The 18,323-nt window shown below is 59.3% G+C and carries 16 protein-coding genes and 2 pseudogenes; 8 read left to right on the top strand and 10 right to left on the bottom strand.

The features are described 5' to 3' along the window. From ENZ74_RS04055 to ENZ74_RS04020, 8 genes are all read right to left on the bottom strand, one after another. Positions 1-512 (bottom strand): alpha/beta fold hydrolase (locus ENZ74_RS04055; RefSeq protein ID WP_127312670.1); only part of this gene is annotated, 512 nt, incomplete at its 3' end. Positions 513-767: 255 nt separating this feature from the next. Continuing rightward, on the bottom strand, positions 768-1,067 hold the full coding sequence (locus ENZ74_RS04050; RefSeq protein ID WP_024505235.1) for a ferredoxin family protein: 300 nt from the start codon (positions 1,065-1,067) through the stop codon (positions 768-770). Between the two features lie 12 nt (positions 1,068-1,079). Next, a complete protein-coding gene (locus ENZ74_RS04045; RefSeq protein ID WP_063169391.1) occupies positions 1,080-2,384 on the bottom strand; it encodes an FAD-binding protein in 1,305 nt (434 codons plus the stop codon). Between the two features lie 10 nt (positions 2,385-2,394). Then, entirely contained in the window at positions 2,395-3,504 is a 1,110-nt protein-coding gene (locus ENZ74_RS04040; RefSeq protein WP_024505237.1) for an electron transfer flavoprotein subunit alpha/FixB family protein, read from the bottom strand. 16 nt (positions 3,505-3,520) lie between these two features. Continuing rightward, positions 3,521-4,372 carry an electron transfer flavoprotein subunit beta/FixA family protein gene (locus ENZ74_RS04035; protein WP_063169390.1) on the bottom strand — a complete coding sequence of 284 codons (852 nt, stop codon included), beginning with the start codon at positions 4,370-4,372 and terminating at the stop codon, positions 3,521-3,523. A 188-nt stretch (positions 4,373-4,560) separates the two neighbouring features. Next, positions 4,561-4,938: a nitrogenase stabilizing/protective protein NifW gene (gene nifW / locus ENZ74_RS04030; RefSeq protein ID WP_063169389.1), complete on the bottom strand. Its 378-nt coding sequence runs from the start codon at positions 4,936-4,938 to the stop codon at positions 4,561-4,563. A gap of 179 nt (positions 4,939-5,117) precedes the next feature. Beyond that, positions 5,118-6,329: a cysteine desulfurase NifS gene (gene nifS / locus ENZ74_RS04025; RefSeq protein WP_063169388.1), complete on the bottom strand. Its 1,212-nt coding sequence runs from the start codon at positions 6,327-6,329 to the stop codon at positions 5,118-5,120. Positions 6,330-6,676: 347 nt separating this feature from the next. Next, entirely contained in the window at positions 6,677-6,997 is a 321-nt protein-coding gene (locus tag ENZ74_RS04020) for an iron-sulfur cluster assembly accessory protein (protein WP_029356570.1), read from the bottom strand. Between the two features lie 210 nt (positions 6,998-7,207). On the opposite strand from ENZ74_RS04020, the gene ENZ74_RS04015 reads away from it, so the two are divergent. Both ENZ74_RS04015 and ENZ74_RS04010 read left to right on the top strand, forming a co-directional pair. Then, positions 7,208-7,531 (top strand): hypothetical protein, encoded by a 324-nt coding sequence (locus tag ENZ74_RS04015; protein ID WP_126066777.1) that lies wholly within the window; start codon positions 7,208-7,210, stop codon positions 7,529-7,531. 51 nt (positions 7,532-7,582) lie between these two features. Beyond that, positions 7,583-8,614, top strand: a pseudogene (locus ENZ74_RS04010) (ChuX/HutX family heme-like substrate-binding protein); the annotation flags it as partial. A 261-nt stretch (positions 8,615-8,875) separates the two neighbouring features. Here the strand turns inward: ENZ74_RS04010 and ENZ74_RS04005 are convergent. Next, positions 8,876-10,108, bottom strand: coding sequence for an MFS transporter (locus tag ENZ74_RS04005; RefSeq protein WP_063169386.1), 1,233 nt, complete (start codon positions 10,106-10,108; stop codon positions 8,876-8,878). A 1,487-nt stretch (positions 10,109-11,595) separates the two neighbouring features. On the opposite strand from ENZ74_RS04005, the gene ENZ74_RS04000 reads away from it, so the two are divergent. The 6 genes and pseudogenes from ENZ74_RS04000 (at position 11,596) to ENZ74_RS03980 (ending at position 17,206) form a co-directional block, all read left to right on the top strand. Further along, the gene (locus ENZ74_RS04000; RefSeq protein WP_063169385.1) at positions 11,596-12,774 is read left to right on the top strand and encodes a cytochrome P450; all 1,179 of its coding nucleotides are present in this window, start codon (positions 11,596-11,598) and stop codon (positions 12,772-12,774) included. Then, positions 12,765-12,926: pseudogene (locus ENZ74_RS34930) on the top strand (ferredoxin); the annotation flags it as partial. The gene ENZ74_RS04000 and the pseudogene ENZ74_RS34930, both read left to right, overlap by 10 nt. A gap of 138 nt (positions 12,927-13,064) precedes the next feature. Next, positions 13,065-13,652, top strand: a complete 588-nt coding sequence (locus tag ENZ74_RS03995; protein ID WP_050580531.1) for a nuclear transport factor 2 family protein — start codon at positions 13,065-13,067, stop codon at positions 13,650-13,652. 148 nt (positions 13,653-13,800) lie between these two features. Further along, complete coding sequence (locus ENZ74_RS03990) at positions 13,801-15,402, top strand: SDR family oxidoreductase (protein ID WP_063169384.1); 1,602 nt, start codon at positions 13,801-13,803, stop codon at positions 15,400-15,402. A 138-nt stretch (positions 15,403-15,540) separates the two neighbouring features. Then, positions 15,541-16,593, top strand: coding sequence for an LLM class flavin-dependent oxidoreductase (locus tag ENZ74_RS03985; protein WP_063169383.1), 1,053 nt, complete (start codon positions 15,541-15,543; stop codon positions 16,591-16,593). Further along, positions 16,580-17,206 (top strand): nitrogen fixation protein NifQ, encoded by a 627-nt coding sequence (locus ENZ74_RS03980; RefSeq protein WP_063169382.1) that lies wholly within the window; start codon positions 16,580-16,582, stop codon positions 17,204-17,206. Before ENZ74_RS03985 ends, ENZ74_RS03980 begins: the two co-directional genes overlap by 14 nt. On the opposite strand, the gene rpoN is transcribed toward ENZ74_RS03980, so the two are convergent. Continuing rightward, on the bottom strand, positions 17,203-18,323 hold a 1,121-nt coding region (gene rpoN / locus ENZ74_RS03975; protein ID WP_127312669.1), incomplete at its 5' end, for an RNA polymerase factor sigma-54. The genes ENZ74_RS03980 and rpoN overlap by 4 nt on opposite strands.

The following is an 18,323-nucleotide window of genomic DNA, read 5'->3' as shown; positions in this document are numbered from 1 at the left end:
CTTTCGTAGGTGCCTGCCGGATGCGGTGTTATCCGGCGCCGCACCCAGTCCGTGAGCGAGTGTCCCTCGGGAGTGCCGAATGCTGTTGGCGGCGGAGTCGGCATGAAGATACCCCGTCCTTCCTCCGCAACCAATTTTCGACGGGCGGCGACGATGTCGGGGGGCATGGTGCTGAATACACTTTGACCGCTCTCGACGATGGCGCCGTCGAGATAAACGAGATGGCTGATATGGTCGGGTATCCGGTCGGCGGCGCCGGTGATGCTGATGCCGCCTAGACTGTGACCGACAAGGATCACATCGCTCAGCTCTTCCGTTACAATGTGGTTGACGATGTCGGTCACGAATGTGTCGGGCGTGATGTCCTTGCACAGCAAACGTGCGCGTTCGCCGACACCTGTCTGGGTAGGCGTGGTCACGTGGCATCCCATCTTGCGAAGATTGGCGGCGACGTCCCGCCAACACCATCCGCCATGCCAGGCACCATGCACTAGCACATACGTCTTTATCATGGATTGTGCCGTTCCATTTGCTCACCGGCCGTTGTGGCTGCCATCCGGCACGATGGCCGGACATTGTCCAAAGGGGCTCGACCACGTTACCGGTGGTAAGTCCGGCACAGGCGCCCCGTGGCCTGAGGATACCCCTACCAAGTCGAGGAAACTTGAATTGCGAAACCCAATATTCACTAGCTCTTTGCAAGTGGATGGAGAGGCTCATGGTGTGCCGCAGTTGCTCGCTGCCGGCATGCTCTTGGCACCGGCTGATCATCCGAACTTGAACAGGACACCAAAGCCGCCGCGCGGATAGTTCCACTCGATGTCGCCGCCTTTCTCGCACAATATCCGGCAGGTGCCGCATTCCATGCAGCCGTCGGCGGTGATCTCGACTTGACCCTTGTCATTCAACTCATAGCATTTCGCCGGACAGACGTAGGTCAACGCAAGCAAGTTCGCGCTTGGCTTGTCGTGCGGTCGCACTATGATATGGGGGCGGCCGGAATCGACCAGATAGCGGTTCTGGTAAAGTTTGTCCTCGACACGAACCTTCGTCACTGCGATCGTCATCTTGTACCCTCTTCAGCGCCATGCCAATGCCAGGCGGACCGCGTCGCTGACCAACCCCCAGCGCGAGCGCGCGTTGATGAAGGCGGCCGTGGTGTTCTTTTCCTTCTCGATCTTCGGCGTGCCGTCGACACGCATGAAGGTCTGAGCGGCATGCGACATCAACCGCGGATAGCTGTCAAAAAAGTTGCTGGAATTGGTGTGGAGTAAGGCTGGCATGTCCTTGTATTTCTTAAGATCCTTGATCACAAAGGAGTCATCCAGCATCGTCTTGTAGAGCGCAAGGTTCGCTTTGGTCATAGGACCGTTGCGGCTTTTGACTTTGATGATCGCCTCAGCCGCGACACGACCCGAGGTCATGGCAAGGTTCGAACCCTCACGGTGAATGGCATTGTTCAGTTGCGCTGCGTCGCCGACGATGACCCAACCGTCGCCGAATAGCTGCGGAATGGCCCTGTAACCACCTTCGGGGATAAGATGGGCGGCATATTCTTTCACCTCCGAGCCAGCGATCAGCGGCCGGATCGAAGGATGGTTTTTCATCGCATCCAGGAGGGCGGACGGGCTCTCCATCGTCGCGGCGAAATCCGAGACCAGGCAGCCGATGCCGAGTGAAATCGACTCCTTATTGGTGTAAAGGAAGCCGAGCCCGGCCATGCTGCGAGAGATCGTGCCCACGGCCTCGATTACGCAGCCTTCATCGCCCTTCACCCCGAACCGCTGGCCAATGACCTCTTCGGGCAAGAAATGCATTTCCTTGACGGCAATCGCCACGGTCTCCGGCTTCGGCATCTCGCGCAGGCCTGCGCGAGTGCCAAGCAATCCCGACACCCCTTCTGCGAGAACGACCACATTCGCGAAGACCACTCCGCCAGCCCGGTCTGTGCGGACGCCGATCACCTTGCCATTGCCATCACGGACGAGTTCCGTCGCGGTCGTCTCACACAGGACCGTCGCGCCAGCCTCGCGCACCTTGCGGGAAAACCATTTGTCGAACTGGGCGCGGATGATCGTGTAGCGGTTGGGTTTCGCCTCATTGAAGTCGTCCGACCGGTAATGAATTCCGGTGTGAGACGTGTCGTCCATCACCCAAAGTCGCTGTTCGACCAGGTGCCGCTCGAGGGGCGCATCATCCCGGAAGTCCGGGATGATCTTCTCCAGCATGTTCGCGTACATTATGGCACCCTGGACGTTCTTAGAGCCCGGATATTCCCCGCGCTCCAACTGCAGGACCTTCAGCCCCTGGCTTGCCAAAGTGTAAGCAGCTGCGTTTCCAGACATGCCGGCTCCGACCACAATGGCATCGAATTGTTCAATCATGTCCTCTCCCTCAACTCGCAAGCTTGTCTCGACTGTGCGGCGACAGCCGCCGGGTGAAGGCTTCCGTCAGTGCGGGCAGGAAGCGGATTGCATCCGTGACGATCCCGAGGTGGGCGAACTCGAAAATCGGCGCGTTCGGATCGGTGTTGATCGCGACGATGAGATCGGCCCCCTCGACCCCAACTCGGTGCTGGATGGCGCCGGAAATTCCGGCCGCGATGTAAAGCTTCGGTCGAATGGTCTTGCCAGTTTGTCCAATCTGTCGATCAGCCGGCATCCAGCCCTTCTGGACCAAGGGGCGCGAACAGCCATGCTCGGCGCCGATCGCTCGGGCAAGATTCTTCACAAGCTGAAGGTTCTCCGCCGCTCCGAGACCGAGGCCTCCCGCAACCACGACATCCGCATAGGCAAGATTTGCCATTGCCGACTGGTTATCCGGTAGGAAGCCGAGGACTTTGGTGACGATATCGTCCTCAACGAGCGACAGCTTGTGCCGCATGACACGCCCGACCGGCTTATCCACCCGTTGCGGCATAGGCATGACCCTTGGTCGCACCGTCGCCATTTGCGGCCGGTAATTTAGTGTATAGATCGTACACAACAATGAGCCACCAAAAGTCGGACGGGTCGCGGCGAGTGAACCGTCGGAATCTACATCAAGTTCGGTGCAGTCGGCCGTGAGCCCCGTCTGCAGGGTCGTCGCTACCGAGCCTGCAAGATCCCTGCCCAGTGTGGTCGCGCCGAGAAGGAGGATTTCGGGTTTATGGGTATTGACCAGATCCGTGAGCGCCTTGGCGAACGGCTCGTTCCGGTAGTCGGCGAGCGGCGGCGCATCGACGATGTAGACAAGATCCGCCCCGTAAGCGAAGGCCTCGGCAACAGCGTCCTCGACCATCTCGCCCGGCGGTCCCAGCACGACGCCCGCGAGCTGGACTTCAAGCTTGTCGGCTAATTTGCGGCCTTCGCCCAGCAGTTCGAATGATACAGGATGCACATTGCCGCGTTCGAGCTCGAGGAAGACCCACACGTGCCGGTAGTCTTTGAAACGGTCGGGAAGTTCTTTCTTTACACCGGCACGGCCGGGGGCAATGCGAGGGGTAGTTTGGCTTGCGGTCGACATTTTCTGCTCCTGGCCGTCACGTGCCGCTGTTGAAGGCCAGCTCATGTTCCAGCGCCGGCCGGCGGGTTAAGATATCGGCGATGAGTTCATCGGCTATGTCCTGCAAGCCCCTTTCCGCGGTGTCGATCTGCGCCGCCCTTTCTGCCCGTGCGGTGGGGGCGAAAACACGCTTGACGACTGTAGGCGAGCCACGCAGACCGCACCGGGTGAGATCGTCAATGCCGGCGTCGGCTGCAGTCCACTTCACGACTTGGCTGCGCGCCGCGCACAGAGCCTGCTGGAGCGAGCCCCGGCGGATTTCGTTGGTGTCTTCCAGCATGGTAATGAGGCAAGGGAGTCTGCTCTTCAGCAACTGGGTGCCGCCTTCGGCGCGACGAGCGACTTCGATCTCTCGCGTATCGAGATCGATGGAGGCAATCTTCGCGACATAGGTAAGTTGCGATAAATCTAGGCGCTTGGCTATGCCCGGTCCGACCTGGGCGGTATCGCCGTCAATCGTCTGCTTGCCGGTGAAGACGATGTCCGGCCTGCCGAAAGTCTCCCCAATTTTTGCGATTGCTTGCGAAAGAGCAAAGGAAGTCGCCAGCGTATCGGATCCGGCAAAATAGCGGTCCGTCAAGAGAACTGCTCGGTCAGCACCGTAACCGAGCGCCTTTCGCAGCGAGTCCTCCGCCATGGGCGGACCCATTGTGAGCACAGTAACCTCGCCACCATGAACGTCGCGCAGTTTGAGCGCTTCTTCGAGGGCGAACAGGTCGTAAGGATTGATGATGGTCGGAACACCCTGACGCATGATCGTGTTCGTCACCGGGTGCACGCGGATCTGTGCCGAATCCGGCACCTGCTTGATGCAGACTACGATATGCATTGGCGGTTTCTCTAAGCTCCCAGTCCGGATTCGTGCTTGGCGGTTCACCTCATTGCCTGCATCGTTCATGCCAAGTCGTCTTCCTGCCTCTATTCCAGAAGGTGGCTTCGTTTGCTTCCGAGGAGGCGTCATGAGGACTGGATTTGTCGACTTCTCGACATTGTCGCGTCGCAGCCGTGTCGGGCTCATTACTTTCCGAACCGCTTCAGTGCAGAGTCGAGCGGGACGAAGGCGCGGCCAGGTGCGGGACATATGTTTGGATCGTGGTCCCTTAGCACCTTGAACACACGTTGCGTGAGCGGCGAGGAAGTCGCGAAATCTTCGTAGGCGCGTTCCAGCTTGGCGCGCACCCGCGCGGCGATTACCTGGTTAGGCAGACCGGAGAAATCTTCTTCGGCAAGGTATTGGCCCACGCGCTTCATGATATGGAGCCGCGAGACATTCATCACTTTCGGGTCGTAGGAGACGTCAAGGCAGGCGAAGAAGTCCTCCGCGGCCGACAGGCCCTTCAGTCGCGCTAGGATATCGGTGCGATCGATCGGGCGGCTATCAGCGGAGCAGTTCATTGTATTCTCCCGGCGCGAAATTGTGGTGTCGATGCATTGGTGACATTGCTGACGGCGTGCCGACCTCTGGCACGGCGGCTGGGCAAGAGACTTGGCGATCTCAAGCTTTTCTGAAGTGGTGAAGGCGACCCCGAGTTTAACTGCTCTCCTTGCGCAGGGTCGTCACGTTGAGGAAGACCTCACGGCTCGTCGGCTATTGTGCCGCTCGGACCCGGGCCGGAATGAAGCTGTTCTGCACCTCGCCCGCACAGTCCAGCACTGGGAACGGCCCGTAGCTTCTCGGTGATCGCAGGCAGGACCTCAAGCACGCGGTCTACGTCATCTTCGCCGTTGTCACGCGACAAGGAGAAGCGGACTGCCCCACATGCCGCGTTCATAGCGATCAGAACATGGCTCGGTTCCAGTGAGCCAGAGGCACAGGCGGACCCGGCGGAACAGGCGATTCCCAGCCGGCTCAGGACAATTGGAATTGCATCGCCTTCGATACCTTCGAATCCAATGTTTGCAGTGTTTGGCAATCGCTCTTGCGGATCGCCGTTGATGGATGTGTTTGGGATGCGCTGGATGATCCCGTTCTCAAGGCGGTCGCGCAACCATTTTATTCGTTTTGTCTCGTCCATGAATTTCAAGGCGAGTTCGGCCGCCATGCCCAGTCCGACTATGCCGGGTGTGTTTTCAGTGCCTGCACGCCGGTCGCGCTCTTGGTGCCCACCCTTGATCATGGAGGAGAAGCGCACGCCACGTCTTACATAAAGCGCGCCTATCCCCTTTGGACCATGCAGCTTGTGGGCGGAGAGCGACAGCATGTCGATCGCGGTCGATTTCAGCTCAATCGGAAGCCTTCCGACCGCCTGCACTGCATCAGTGTGGAAAAGCGCGCCGACTTCCCTGGCTAGATCGGCAAGCTTAACCACGGGAAAGATCGTACCGGTCTCATTGTTCGCCCACATTATCGAGACGATTGCCACTTGTGGGGTGAGGGCGGTTCTGTAGGCGTCCAGGTCGAGCCGGCCGTAGTGATCGACTGGGATAATGTGCACCTTGACGCCGCGCGTCTTCTCAAGGTGCGCGCACAACTTCAGAACGGCCGGATGTTCAACCGCGGAAGTCACTATTTCCGTTCGGTCGGGCATCACCTCCAGCGCCGAAAGGATGGCTGTACTGTCGCTTTCAGTCCCGCCCGAGGTGAAGATGATCTCGTCCTCGAATCCCGCGCCGATGAGGGCTTGCAACTGTTGCCTCGCCTTTCTCACGGCTTCAGCAACCGATGCGCCATAGGCGTGCATGGACGAATGATTGCCAAATTGCTCCGTAAAGAAAGGCAACATCGCTCCAACGACTGCAGGATCAACCCGCGTCGTTGCGTTGTTGTCGAGATAGACAGGGTTCATGGGAGTGATCCTTCAACTGCTGAAATGATTCAAGGGTAGTCGGGCCATTGAACCTCTGGCGCATATCGTATCTGGTAAGGTGGGCGGCCGGGGGAGCGATGGCTTGGCTGACCGGTCGCTGTCGACATTGCCCTTTGGTGGCGGCATCCGCCGGGAATTCAGCTGTTTCGGGCAATTTTGTTTGCTTGCCCACGGCAACGATCGATGATCGCGATTTGGTGCATCACCGAACGCAATTGTTCCGGGCCGACAGTGCGTGTCGGCCGGTTCCAGAGCGCCGGCGGTTACCGGTTCGACGCAGTATTCCTTGGCGTCGCTATAGTCGAACATAGCCTGTTCCCTCGCAATCATTTGCAGGACTTGCCGCAGCCGCACGTCTCACGCGCATTGGGGTTATCGAAAACAAAGCCGGATGTTTCGAGCCCAGTGACGAAGTCCACGGTCATGCCGGCGGCATGGGGTTGGGAGCCTCTATCCATGAACACCTTGAGCCCATCTCGCTCGATGATCGCATCGCCCTCACGTGAGACGCTCTCCAGGCCCATTGAGTATTGGAAGCCGGCGCAGCCGCCGGCATGGACCATGATGCGAAATCCTTCCGCCGGCTCGCTGGCGCGGTAAAGAGCGGCCTTGATGGCGGCAACAGCGTTGTCGGTGAGCGTAATCATGGCTCGATTTCTCCTCGGTCCGGCGTTTTCGTGGATCATCTCGCATGGACCGTGCCAAAGGGAAGACGTGTCAAAAACCGTAGGACATCCCGACGTCTCTTATGCTCGATTGCTGGGGAGACGTCCGACAACCGACACTTACTGTCGGGTTTGTCGCGTCCGCGTCACAGGAAGGGCGCCTGAGTTCGCGATGCACTCACGCGTAAAGCAATGAACAGAGCCAAAGATGTTCAGAGCTTGCCGCGGAGCAACTGGCACGATTTTTGTGAAGCCTTCGTTGCGGCGGCAAAATTGCCGGCCGATTCACCTTTGGGTTGCCCTCGCAATCGAAGAACGAAGGAAAGCAATATGATCCATCAGACCCGCCTTGGTGGGAAAGCAGCACCGCCGGTGGTACCCGAATGCTCGATCGGCCGATTGGCGCCGACCACCCAACAATCGCTCGCTACCGGCGATTGGCCGCTGACCGCCCGGAGACAGGATTCGACTGGCATGTGCCTGACGATCGATCGCGTCCGCCGTGCACATCCCTGAGGCCCGTTTTTCGATCGATCGTCAAAAGAAGAACGGGGCAGGGGTAAAAACATGGATCAGCGCAAGAAGCGGTCGCCCAACGAAATCCGGCGTGCGTGGGAAGTCTGTCCGAACATTCCCGCGCGTGATTTCGCCGCCCAATTGGCCATTTCGGAAGCGGAACTGGTCGCGGCCCATTGCGGTTTCGGCGCGGCACGCATCGACCCGCGCGTCAATCACCTTCTGACGGGCCTCGAATTCGTGGGCGAAGTGACGGCGCTGACCCGCAATCAAGGTGCCGTGCACGAAAAGATTGGCGTCTTCAACAGAGTGATAACCGGCAACAATCACGCCATGGTCCTTGGTGACGAATTCGACCTTCGCGTCTTCCCGCAGGCTTGGAGGTATGGTTTCGCTGTTGAAAGGCGCCATCGCGGCGGAATCCAGCGCAGTTTGCAATTCTTCGACGCCGCCGGCGCAGCAGTGCATAAGGTGCATCTCAGGCCGGTCTCCAACCTTCATGCCTATCGAAAGCTGGTGGCCGAGCTCGTATCCGCCAACCAGGAGCCGACCATGTCGCTTAAGGCGAGAGTAGCCGACCTGGGCGCGAGGACTGCGGACTGGGCCGGCACGGTGGACGACCTACGCGAGTACTGGAGCCGGCTGACTGACGTCAACCTTCTAAAGACGCTCAAGCTCAGCCGCTGCCAGGCTTTGCGCATGGTCGGCCAGGATTACGCTTGGCTGCTCGACAATGCCGCAGTTGGCGCCGTGCTCCAGCGTGCGGCCGAAGACGAATTGCCGATCATGTGCTTCGTCGGCAACCGAGGTTCTATCCAGACCCATTCCGGCTTAATCAAGTCGGTCAAGCAGATCGGGCCGTGCATCCATGTGCTGGACGAAACGTTCCGGCTGCATCTCAGGACCCACCAAATCCGTGAGGTTTGGGCCGTGCGCAAGCCGACCAATGACAGTCACGTCACCTCGCTCGAAGCATATGGGTCCGACGGCAAGATCATCATCCAGTTGTTCGGTGCGCGCAAGGAAGGCGAACGCGAGCGCGACGACTGGCGGGTTCTGGCGGAAAACCTGCCTCGTTTCCCCGACAGCTACATGAGAAAAGACCGATCGTCGTCGGTGGGACGCCGGCGCCCATCTGCCTCCGCAGCCAGTAGCCGGGCATTGAAGCCGAGACCGGGGACACGATGACGCAATAAGCGCGCTGTATTATCGCAACGCGATGAGCAGGAAGCAATTTGGCGCTGCCCCATCGACCGCATGGTTACGACGAAGCCGCGGCCTTTGGGCCGAGCTCAGAGGTGACAATAGCGTGAACGCCGCCGACCGTCACTCCCCACCAGGCGGTCAGGTTTTGCGGTTCGGGCCGAGCAAAAATACTGTCAAGACAGCGAGGAACGTGGCAACCGCGCTGTAGACAAAGACACTGGCAATACCCGTGTGATCCACCAATAGGCCACCGCAAGTTGTGCCGGCTGCGATGGCCACTTGGAAGGTTATGACCATCAGTACACCAGCGCTCTCGGCCTGTTTCGGAGCGGCGCGTAGCACCATCCATGTCTGCAATCCGACCGGGACCGCGCCAAAAGCAAAGCCCCATACGGCAACTGCAATTGCCGAGGTCAAGGCCGATGCTCTCATGGTCAGGAGCGAGACAGCGGCTACGGCAATGAGCAGGGGCGGCAGGGCCGCGACCGCCTTGAGACTGTGTTTGGTGAGGAATGCGCCGGCTAAATTGCCGAAGACGCCGGCCGTGCCAAAAGCAAGGAACACGAGCGGGATTGACTTCTTGTCGAGCGCAGGAACGCTCTCGAGAAAGGCGCGGATGTAGGCGAAGCTGGCAAAATGGCCGGAAGCGACCAATAGCACGACTAGCACCGCAACCTTCATCGCCGGATTCTTCGCGACATCCAGCGGACTGCGGAATCTGCGCACTTCGATCGGAGGCAGTGGCGGAATGGTTACGAGTTGCACGAGCAGCGCAACGGCACTCACGATTGCGGCGACCTTGAACGAGGCTCGCCATCCCCAAATGTCACCGACATAAGCGCCGATTGGAGCCGCGCAGACGGAGGCGACAGAAACGCCGGTGAGGATGACCGACATGGCGCGCGGCATGAGGTGACTTGGAACCAGCCGCATCGCCAACGCTGCCGAAATTGACCAAAAACCACCAAGCGATATGCCAAGGACGACGCGTGCCGCCAGCAAAACCGGCAGCGACCCCGCAACCTCCGCCAGAACGTTCGACAGGATCAGCAGGAGCGTCATCGCCCAGATGACGACCCTGCGGTCCAGACGCTTTGTCACGATGGCGATTATCGGTGCCGAGATCGCCGCGACGATTGCGGCCGCTGTTAGCGCCTGTCCAGCCGTGCCCGTGGTGATACGGAGATCATGCGCGAGCGGTGTCAGAACGCTGGCGGGCAGAAACTCTGCCGTCACAAGCCCGAAGGTGCCGAAGGAAAGCGAAATGATGGCACCCCATGCAGGGCCAGAACGTTGATAGGGACTTTCTGGGTCAAGCCGATCTCGGTCGAACAAAGCCGCGTCCACTAAATCTGTCGCCGATTCGGTCATGAATGAGTTCTCCGGCTAGGAGCTGTTGCAGCAGGGGTGGCTACATCGCCGGGGATCAAAGCCGCGAGACCTTCCGGCGGCGGCCAGTCGGCATCAGTCGAGGCCTCGGAGCCCGACGCATCCGAGGCCTCATCGGAGGGCCGACGGACCCAACCGTCGACAATGCGGGAGAGTTCTCGGCGCGGTCGCATCGATCGCATTCGTCGAAGTGCGGTCTGTTCACTGCGAACCAAGCAAGCCGAACGCGGTGTCCTCGATCGAGGCCTTGATGGGGGGATGATCGACGATCTCTATATTGCTTTGAAGCAGGAAGTTCCGTCGCCATATGTGGTTATCCTGGCAGCCAGAATTGAGCGGTTGTCGCAAGCACCAAGGCGGTCGCAATGAGTGCAACGAGGCGGAAGTCTGATCGATGGCTGCGGTTCGATGGCCGCGCGATCGACAAAATTGAGGTGATGAGTTATCCCTTTTGAAGCCGTTGCTCCCAATTCTGGGATAAGGTAATTGCAGGCGGTCCCAGCAACGTCGGGCGGCCTTTTTGGTGATCGAATTCATGGGACGACACTCTCGGTCCGTGACGCATCTGCGAATGACTCCGCAAGTTCCGTGCCATCAACGACAAATCTGGCTCTGCTGAGCGGGTGGTGGAGGCACGAGCGTGGGCTATCCCAAGAGCTTGCCGCAAGGTTGTTCGAAGTTGAGGTGCCGGATAGACCGCAAATATGTCGGGCGGCCTGGGGTTGGCCAACACGAAGATGCGCAAGTTCAAAAGGACGAGCTGAACCCTTGCCGATATCCATCCGAGGCTGATCTGGAGAAGGTCAAGAACTGCGTCTTGAAGGCTTCCGCCGCACCGGCAAATGCTAAGCCAAGGTGCTGGGCAAGATGGACAGGGCCATCCAACCCGTCGACTGGACGCTCATTAATGGCGTCGGTGTGGCTCTGTAGCTGGCGAGAAAAACGCCCTGCTGAAAGACAAAAGCTCGTGTGGCCGGCTCTGAAGGACGGCCAATGAGGCATGCGAGGAGAGGCTATAGTCCATTCGTGTAGACTGATCTTGTCCTACGGAGGCGGCTAACCACCCCGCCAGACATCATCGAGGGGAGCGCCACTAGGCTCACCCCAAGTGTTGGTCGTTTCCACCTGGTGACCTCGGCCAAGTCACCAAGCCGCTTAGCGCAAGCTTTCGAACTGGATGCTCCCCGGGCACATGATCGGCTAGCGATCCCACCAGTTGAGTTGCTCCAAGTCGCTGTCTAGCATTCTACATTCTGTGTCCGACGCTGGACAAGAATGTTGCAATCCCGACCAGCAAGTCAGCGCAGGCGCCACCTGTTGCCCAGCAAACGGCAAGGATTATCGAAAGACGAATTCGGCACGGAGCTTGCACCGACGATTGCATGCAAATGCCGACAGCATCTCATGAACGGTCTCTCGATTCTGGCGCGGTTAAATCGCGGCCGGTTCCAGATCATGTCCCGCCCGAAATGGTGAGGGACTTCAACCTGTTTACGTCGCCCGGCATGTTGCCGACGGCTAACGGGGATCCGCATGCAGCGGTTGCTTGCGTTCATGCCGGGCCTCCGATCTTTTATTCAACCAGCAACACGCGCGACGGTCGGGGTACCTGGGTCATCACTCGCGCGAGCGACCAGCGCCGGGTGCTGCAGGACACCGAAACGTTTTCCAGCCATCGCAGCATCTTCGCCTCTGTGCTCGGCGAGAGCTGGCCGATGATCCCGCTTGAGCTCGATCCGCCATTCCACGGTGTTTTTCGCTCACTGCTCAATCCGCTGCTTTCGCCAAAGCGGGTAATGGCATTGGAGCCGGCTGTCCGGGAACGAGCGATCAAGCTGATCGACAGGATCGCCGCATCAGGCACGAGCTGCGACATCATGAAGGATTTTGCAGTTCCGTTCGCGGTCAATATCTTCCTTCGCTTTATTGGGCTTTCGGACAACGGACTAGAAACATTTGTCGGCTGGGCTAGAGATCTGCTCCACGGCGATAAGGAGCAACGACCACCCGCAGCCCGGACGATCGTGGCCTTCATCGACGAACTTGCCACCGAGCGCCGCAAGGAGCCGGTCGATGATTTCATGACCTTCATCGTGAAGGCAAAGGTCGAGGGTCGTCTGCTCAGTGACGAAGAAGTCCGTGGCATCGGCGTGCTTGTGTTCGTCGCGGGACTCGACACGGTCTCAGCAGCCATATGCTTCGACTTGGCCCATCTCGCGCGCAACCCCAAAGATCAGGAATTGCTACGAAGCGAACCTGACCGGATTGCCGTCGCTGCGGAAGAATTGCTGCGCGCCTATTCGACCATTCAGATGATCCGAGTGGCAACGAAGGATGTCGACTTCAAAGGCGCGCCGATCCGCAAGGGAGATTATGTTTCCTGTGCCACGATGATTGCCAATCGTGACCCGGCGGAATTCGAATGCCCGAATGAGATCGATCTGGCGCGCGAGGACAACCGGCACGCTGCCTTTGGCTATGGTCCCCATCGTTGTCTTGGCTCACACCTTGCCCGGCGGGAGATTGTCATTGGCCTGGAGGAGTGGCTGGCGCGCATCCCAGCCTTTCGGATCAAGACAGGGACTGAACCTATCACCTTCGGCGGCCATGTGTTCGGGATCGAGAATCTGATCCTGGAATGGTCCTGAAGTTTCAGCCAACGACATTGGAGTTCGCTATGCGTGTCGTCGTACATAAAGCCAGATGCCAGGGTCATGCGCGCTGCTGGGCGCGGGCGCCGAGAGTCTTCAAGCTTGATGACGCCGGCTACATCTTGCCCGGTGATATTGATGTTGCCGATGGGGAGCAACTGCTTGCCTCAAAAGGGGTACGAGCCTGCCCCGAACAAGCTCTGGAAGTTGACGAGCCCCCCGCTAACTCAGTTGTAGAGAGAGACACACGCAAAGTGCAGACTGGCATCGGGAAGGACAAAACAATCATACAATTCGCGACAGACCCTGTCGACCACGCGAAAATTACCGAACTGCGTGACCGAGAGGCGATCCGCAACTGCCTGTATCGGTACTGCCGCGGGATAGACCGCGCCGATGAGGCGGCGCTGCGTAGCGCATACTGGCCCGAAGCGTATGACAGGCACGGTCCCTATTGCGGACCGGCAGAGGACTTCATCCAATTTGCTCTCGGTCTGCCGGGGCACCGTAACATCCATCAAATCACGAACAGCCTGATCGACTTCATCAGTTCAGCAGAGGCCGCGGTCGAGAGCTATTTCACCGCGCTGCAACGCGGACCGGATACAGACCAAGAAATACGTCAGACGCTGCTTTGCGGCCGTTACTGCGATCTGTTTCAGAAGAGGCAGGACGAGTGGCGAATTGCGGAACGGACAGTCGTCTACGATTGGGTTGAGGAGCAAATCCCGCCAGCGATTCTTGAGGCAGATAGGTTCGGCCGGCGACAGCCGATTGGAGCACCACATCCAGACGATCCCATCTACCAGTTGCTCAAGGGTCACATCCCCACCGACCAAGATGGCGTCGAGGGTCCCCAACTGGGAGCTGCATAAGTGGGTAGGAATGGAGGATGAGCGCCCTACGGGAACGACATCTGTGTGGGGCCGCGACTGGCGGTCACTGCAACGATTTGGCTCGGCCCTTCATTCCGCCCAAGGTTGATGGGCTGAGATCACAAGCGGTCATCGTGGAGAAGCTCTCGTGAAACTGGCAGCACGCACCGTAATCATCACAGGCGCTGCGGGCGGGATCGGCCGTGCCCTGGTCGATATCCTTGCCGCGGACGGAGACACTGTAGTTGCGGTGGACCTTCCGGGCAGTGGTGTGGTTGAACTGGCTCGGGATCTCGGGTCGCCGCACGTCGGTCTGGAGTGCGATGTGTCGCGAGAGAAGGACATGCTCTCACTTTTCGGCCAGGTCGAAGCACGGTTCGCGCAAATCGATGTCCTCATCAACAATGCGGCGGTTGGACCCACGATGGATAGGATCATCGACACCGCTGTCGATACCTTCCGACGCGGCGTGACAGTGAACCTTATTGGGCCATTCGTTATGGCCCGGGAAGCGGCGCGGCGCATGAAGCCGGGCGGTGCGATCGTCAATGTGGCTTCGATGGCGGGCGTGGTCGGCAATCCCAGGCGCAACGCCTACGCAGCCTCGAAAGCTGGCGTGATCTCGTTGACAAAGTCCCTTGCATGCGAGTGGGCTATGCGAGGAATCCGCGTCACGGCGGTGGCGCCGGGCTCCGTCCGCACCCCAATGGTCACAGAACTGGCACGCGCTGGCAAAATGGACCTCGCGGCGATACGCCGCCGCGTGCCGATGGGGCGCTTGGCTCGCCCCGACGAGATCGCCAGGGTCGTGCGTTTTCTGAGCAGCACGCAGGCGCGCTACATCACCGGCTCGGTGCTGGCAGTCGACGGAGGCTGGATGTCATTCAACCAGCCGGGGGATGCTCACCCGCCGGTGGATGGTGCGCTCCAAGCCGAGCTCTCCTGTCCGGCCGAATGCACAGATGCGCGAATCGTGCTCGTCACCGGTGGCGCAAAAAGCATTGGCGCGGCCGTCGCTCGCCGCTTTGCCGCGAACGGCGACACCGTCGTGATTGCTGATAAAGATGGCACTGCAGCGGCAGAGCTGGCTACATCGCTCCCCGGCAAGCATCTGGCGAAATCGCTGGACGTGGCCGTCGAGAGCGATGTGGTGTCGATGTTCGAAGAACTGAGGGGACGCTTCGGGTATATCGATGTTCTGGTCAATAGTGCTGATACCGCCGACAGGATTGTGCCTGCGATCGAGCAACTGTCGAAACAGCTCGAACACGTCCTGGATGTCAACCTTACCGGCGCCTTCACCTGCGCGCGCGAAGCGATCAAGGCTATGCGCCCGGGCGGCGTGATCCTCAATCTCGGGTCGATCGACAGCTTTCTGCCGTTCGCGCCGCGCCATGCCTACGGCGCCTCCAAGGCGGGGATGGATATGCTGACCCGTTGCATGGCGGCCGAACTCGGGCCGGTCGGAATTCGGACAGCCACCGTCGCTCCTGGCCACATCCGCACGCCCGCACTTGCTCAGTTGGCCAAAGCCGGCCGCATCGACCTGACAGCAATCGGACGACGCATCCCCATGGGCAGGATGGGACGGCCAGAAGACGTCGCAGATGCATCGTTCTTCCTTGCTTCGTCTGACGCCTCATACATCAACGGCTCGATCCTCTACGTGGACGGCGGCTGGACCTCGTTCGGTGATGCGGGAAACGCCAGCGAGCTCTATGACGAATGTTTTGCGGAGGCCGCAGGTTAATTGCCAGGCCTTCGCAGGGCGACCGGCCGAGCATTATGAAGCCTCGGCTCCACGACGCACCTGAGGTGCTTGAGATCCAAGCATGCGCATGCCGAGCACATTCCCGGTCGGCTGACGTGTCTATAACGAGGAGAAATCATGGAATTTGCCACTTTCATTCTGGCCGCCCAGCGTGGCTATCACCAATCCTCAGAAAGCGTCATCCGCAACTCCATCGAACAGGCCGTCGCTTCGGAGCAGGCTGGGTTCAACACCGCGTGGTTTGCTGAGCACCACTTCAACAATTACAGCCTCATACCATCCCCGCTGATGATGGTGGCGCACTGCGGCGGCTTGACAAGCACGATTCGCCTGGGCACTGCCGTCTGCGTGCTGCCGCTTTACCAACCGCAGCGCCTGCTGTCCGAGATCGGCTTCGCCGACATCGTTGCGAACGGCCGTCTCGAGCTCGGCGTAGGCTTGGGATACCAGCAGTTCGAGTTCGAACGGTTCGGCGTGGACATCGATGAGGCGCCGGCCGTCTTTTCGGAATACCTGGACATCATTCTCAAGGGCCTCAACCAAAACGTCTTCGAACACGACGGCCAGTATGAGAAGATCCCCCCAACAGCGATTTCGGTCCGCACAGTCCAGCAGCCGACGCCGCCTATCTGGATCGCTGGCGGAGCCGCACGGATGGCTCGGGCCTACCGCGAGGGGCACAATTTTTTTGTCACAGCCTTCCACGACGGCTTAGAGACTTTGACCACACTGCGTGAATCAGTCGAGAGGGCGGCGGCATCCGAGGAAAAGAACGTCACCGACGTCAAGATATCGCTGCTGCGCTGCTGCTATGCCAGCCACGACGAGTTGGAGATCAACAGCTATCTCGACAATGCCCGCTTCCAGCGCCGGCTTTCTGAAGCCCTGCATCAGCGTCGCCAACAGAGCCACGATGGCTACCTGCTGCAGGAGACACCGACCCAGCAGGATCTGTCCTTCGAGACCATGCGCAAAAATTTGCCGATTGGCAGCGTAAATCGCGTGATTGATCGCCTGCTGGAAGAGATCGATATCTTGAAACCGGACCAGATCGCAGTTCAGACTCAATTGGGCGACTTCGACCAAAAGACGATGCTGCGCCAGATCGAGCTCTGGGGCGACAAGATCATCCCTGCGGTCAACAAGGCGCTTTGTCATGCCGGAAGCTGAAGCCGGCCGTTACGATGATGGCTGCCTATCCAGCGCGCAATGGCGTGGGTCCGAGCTAGGGAGGAGCTTCGATCAGCATGTGCTGCCCTGCGTACATTCACGTTCGCTTGAGGAGGTCCAGGCGGGCGAGGTGTTGGCGACGGAGGGGACAGGCCTTTCGTCTGTCGAATTGCGTGATGTCTTGGCCGCAACTTTCCCGTCTACCTCCAGCAGCGTATTCGCTTTGGAGGAGTTGAGCGAGCCCGAGCCGGAACTGGAAGAGGAACTGCTACGCCGGCTGCTGCTAGCGCATGCTGCGCCGGCCGACCCGGCGAGCGCCCGCTTGGCCAAGATCATCGCCCGGCGTGCGATGCGCATGGACCATCTTTGGCGGGATCTTGGCCTCTCAAATCGCGCTGAGCTCAGCCGCCTGCTTGCCAGACATTTTCCCGCGCTGGCGGCAGGCAACACAGAAAACATGAAATGGAAAAAGTACTTTTACCGCAAGCTGTGTGAGGCCGAAGGCTTTTCGTCATGCACAGCACCCAGTTGCGGGGAATGCCATGACTTCGAAAGCTGCTTCGGCCCGGAGGAAGTTGAGAGTCGCCTCTCGCCGACCACGAATGTCGGTTAGTCACTTCGCTTGATCGCAGCTGCGGACAAACGCTTATCGCGGCGCCGTCGTATGGAGGAAGGGATGTTCATCGCCTCGCGATATTTGGTGACGGTACGGCGAGCGACATCGATGCCGGTCTCCTTGAGTTGAGCAACGATGTCTTCGTCGGAATGTACCTTGTCGAGCGATTCTTCGGCTATGATTGCCTTGATCCGATGGCAGACAGCTTTGGCGGAGTGCGCATCGCCGCCCTCGCAGGATGCGATTGGCGCAGCGAAAAAATACTTCAGCTCGAACACCCCGCGCGGAGTCAACATGTACCTGTTCGAAGTCACCCGGCTTACCGTCGACTCGTGCATGCCGATCTCGTCAGCGACATTTTTGAGACAGAGAGGCCGCAGATGGGCGGCGCCGTGTGTAAAAAAGGCATCCTGCTGGCGCACGATTTCGGTCGCAACCTTAAGGATCGTCTTAGCGCGCTGCTTGAGACTGCTGATCAGCCAGTTCCCTTTTTCCTGGCAATTGTCGAGAAACGCTTTGCCTTCCGGATTTTGCTTGGTCAGCTGCGAGATTTCGGCGACATAGGTGTGGTTGATCAACACTTTGGGCAGCGTGGCCGGATCAAGCTCCACCCGCCATCCACCTTCGGACTTGGGCATTACCCAGACGTCCGGTACGATGGTTTCCGGCGTCCCGGACTGGAACCGGTCTCCAGGCTTGGGATCGAGCGCGCGGATTTCGTTCCTCATGTCGAGGAGATCCTCCTCGTCGACTCCGCAACGCTGCTTCAATCCCTGAAAATCCCCCCGTGCAAGCATCTCGAGATTGGCGACCAAAGCTGCCATAGCCGGGTCGAACCGGTCTTGCTGGCGCAGCTGAATCTCCAGGCATTCGCTGAGAGTTCGCGCAAAAATGCCCGGCGGATCAAATTGCTGCAAGATTCCGATGACCCGTTCCACATCAGCTTGCCGAACGTTTAACGTCCTGGCCAGATCGAAAAGGTTTACCTGAAGATAGCCAGTGTCCTCCAGATGAGCGGCGAGCTGTCCGGCAATCAGCCGCTCCTGGGGGGTGAACGGGTTGAGGGCGACCTGGCGGGCGACATGGTCGTGCAATGTTTCGGTGTGGGCGGTAA

The sequence above is a fragment of the Mesorhizobium sp. M7A.F.Ca.CA.002.15.2.1 genome (assembly GCF_003998715.1).
GTDB lineage: Bacteria > Pseudomonadota > Alphaproteobacteria > Rhizobiales > Rhizobiaceae > Mesorhizobium > Mesorhizobium ciceri.
The sequence above is the reverse complement of the archived record's forward strand: the minus strand, read 5'-3'. Positions and strand labels throughout refer to the sequence as shown.

Excerpts from the sequence above, each read along its gene's own strand:
- ENZ74_RS04050 (WP_024505235.1), bottom strand. The coding sequence starts at position 1,067 with ATGACGATCGCAGTGACGAAGGTTCGTGTCGAGGACAAACTTTACCAG.
- ENZ74_RS04045 (WP_063169391.1), bottom strand. The coding sequence starts at position 2,384 with ATGATTGAACAATTCGATGCCATTGTGGTCGGAGCCGGCATGTCTGGA.
- ENZ74_RS04040 (WP_024505237.1), bottom strand. The coding sequence starts at position 3,504 with ATGTCGACCGCAAGCCAAACTACCCCTCGCATTGCCCCCGGCCGTGCC.
- ENZ74_RS04035 (WP_063169390.1), bottom strand. The coding sequence starts at position 4,372 with ATGCATATCGTAGTCTGCATCAAGCAGGTGCCGGATTCGGCACAGATC.
- nifW (WP_063169389.1), bottom strand. The coding sequence starts at position 4,938 with ATGAACTGCTCCGCTGATAGCCGCCCGATCGATCGCACCGATATCCTA.
- nifS (WP_063169388.1), bottom strand. The coding sequence starts at position 6,329 with ATGAACCCTGTCTATCTCGACAACAACGCAACGACGCGGGTTGATCCT.
- ENZ74_RS04020 (WP_029356570.1), bottom strand. The coding sequence starts at position 6,997 with ATGATTACGCTCACCGACAACGCTGTTGCCGCCATCAAGGCCGCTCTT.
- ENZ74_RS04015 (WP_126066777.1), top strand. The coding sequence starts at position 7,208 with ATGAACAGAGCCAAAGATGTTCAGAGCTTGCCGCGGAGCAACTGGCAC.
- ENZ74_RS04005 (WP_063169386.1), bottom strand. The coding sequence starts at position 10,108 with ATGACCGAATCGGCGACAGATTTAGTGGACGCGGCTTTGTTCGACCGA.
- ENZ74_RS04000 (WP_063169385.1), top strand. The coding sequence starts at position 11,596 with ATGGTGAGGGACTTCAACCTGTTTACGTCGCCCGGCATGTTGCCGACG.
- ENZ74_RS03985 (WP_063169383.1), top strand. The coding sequence starts at position 15,541 with ATGGAATTTGCCACTTTCATTCTGGCCGCCCAGCGTGGCTATCACCAA.
- ENZ74_RS03980 (WP_063169382.1), top strand. The coding sequence starts at position 16,580 with ATGCCGGAAGCTGAAGCCGGCCGTTACGATGATGGCTGCCTATCCAGC.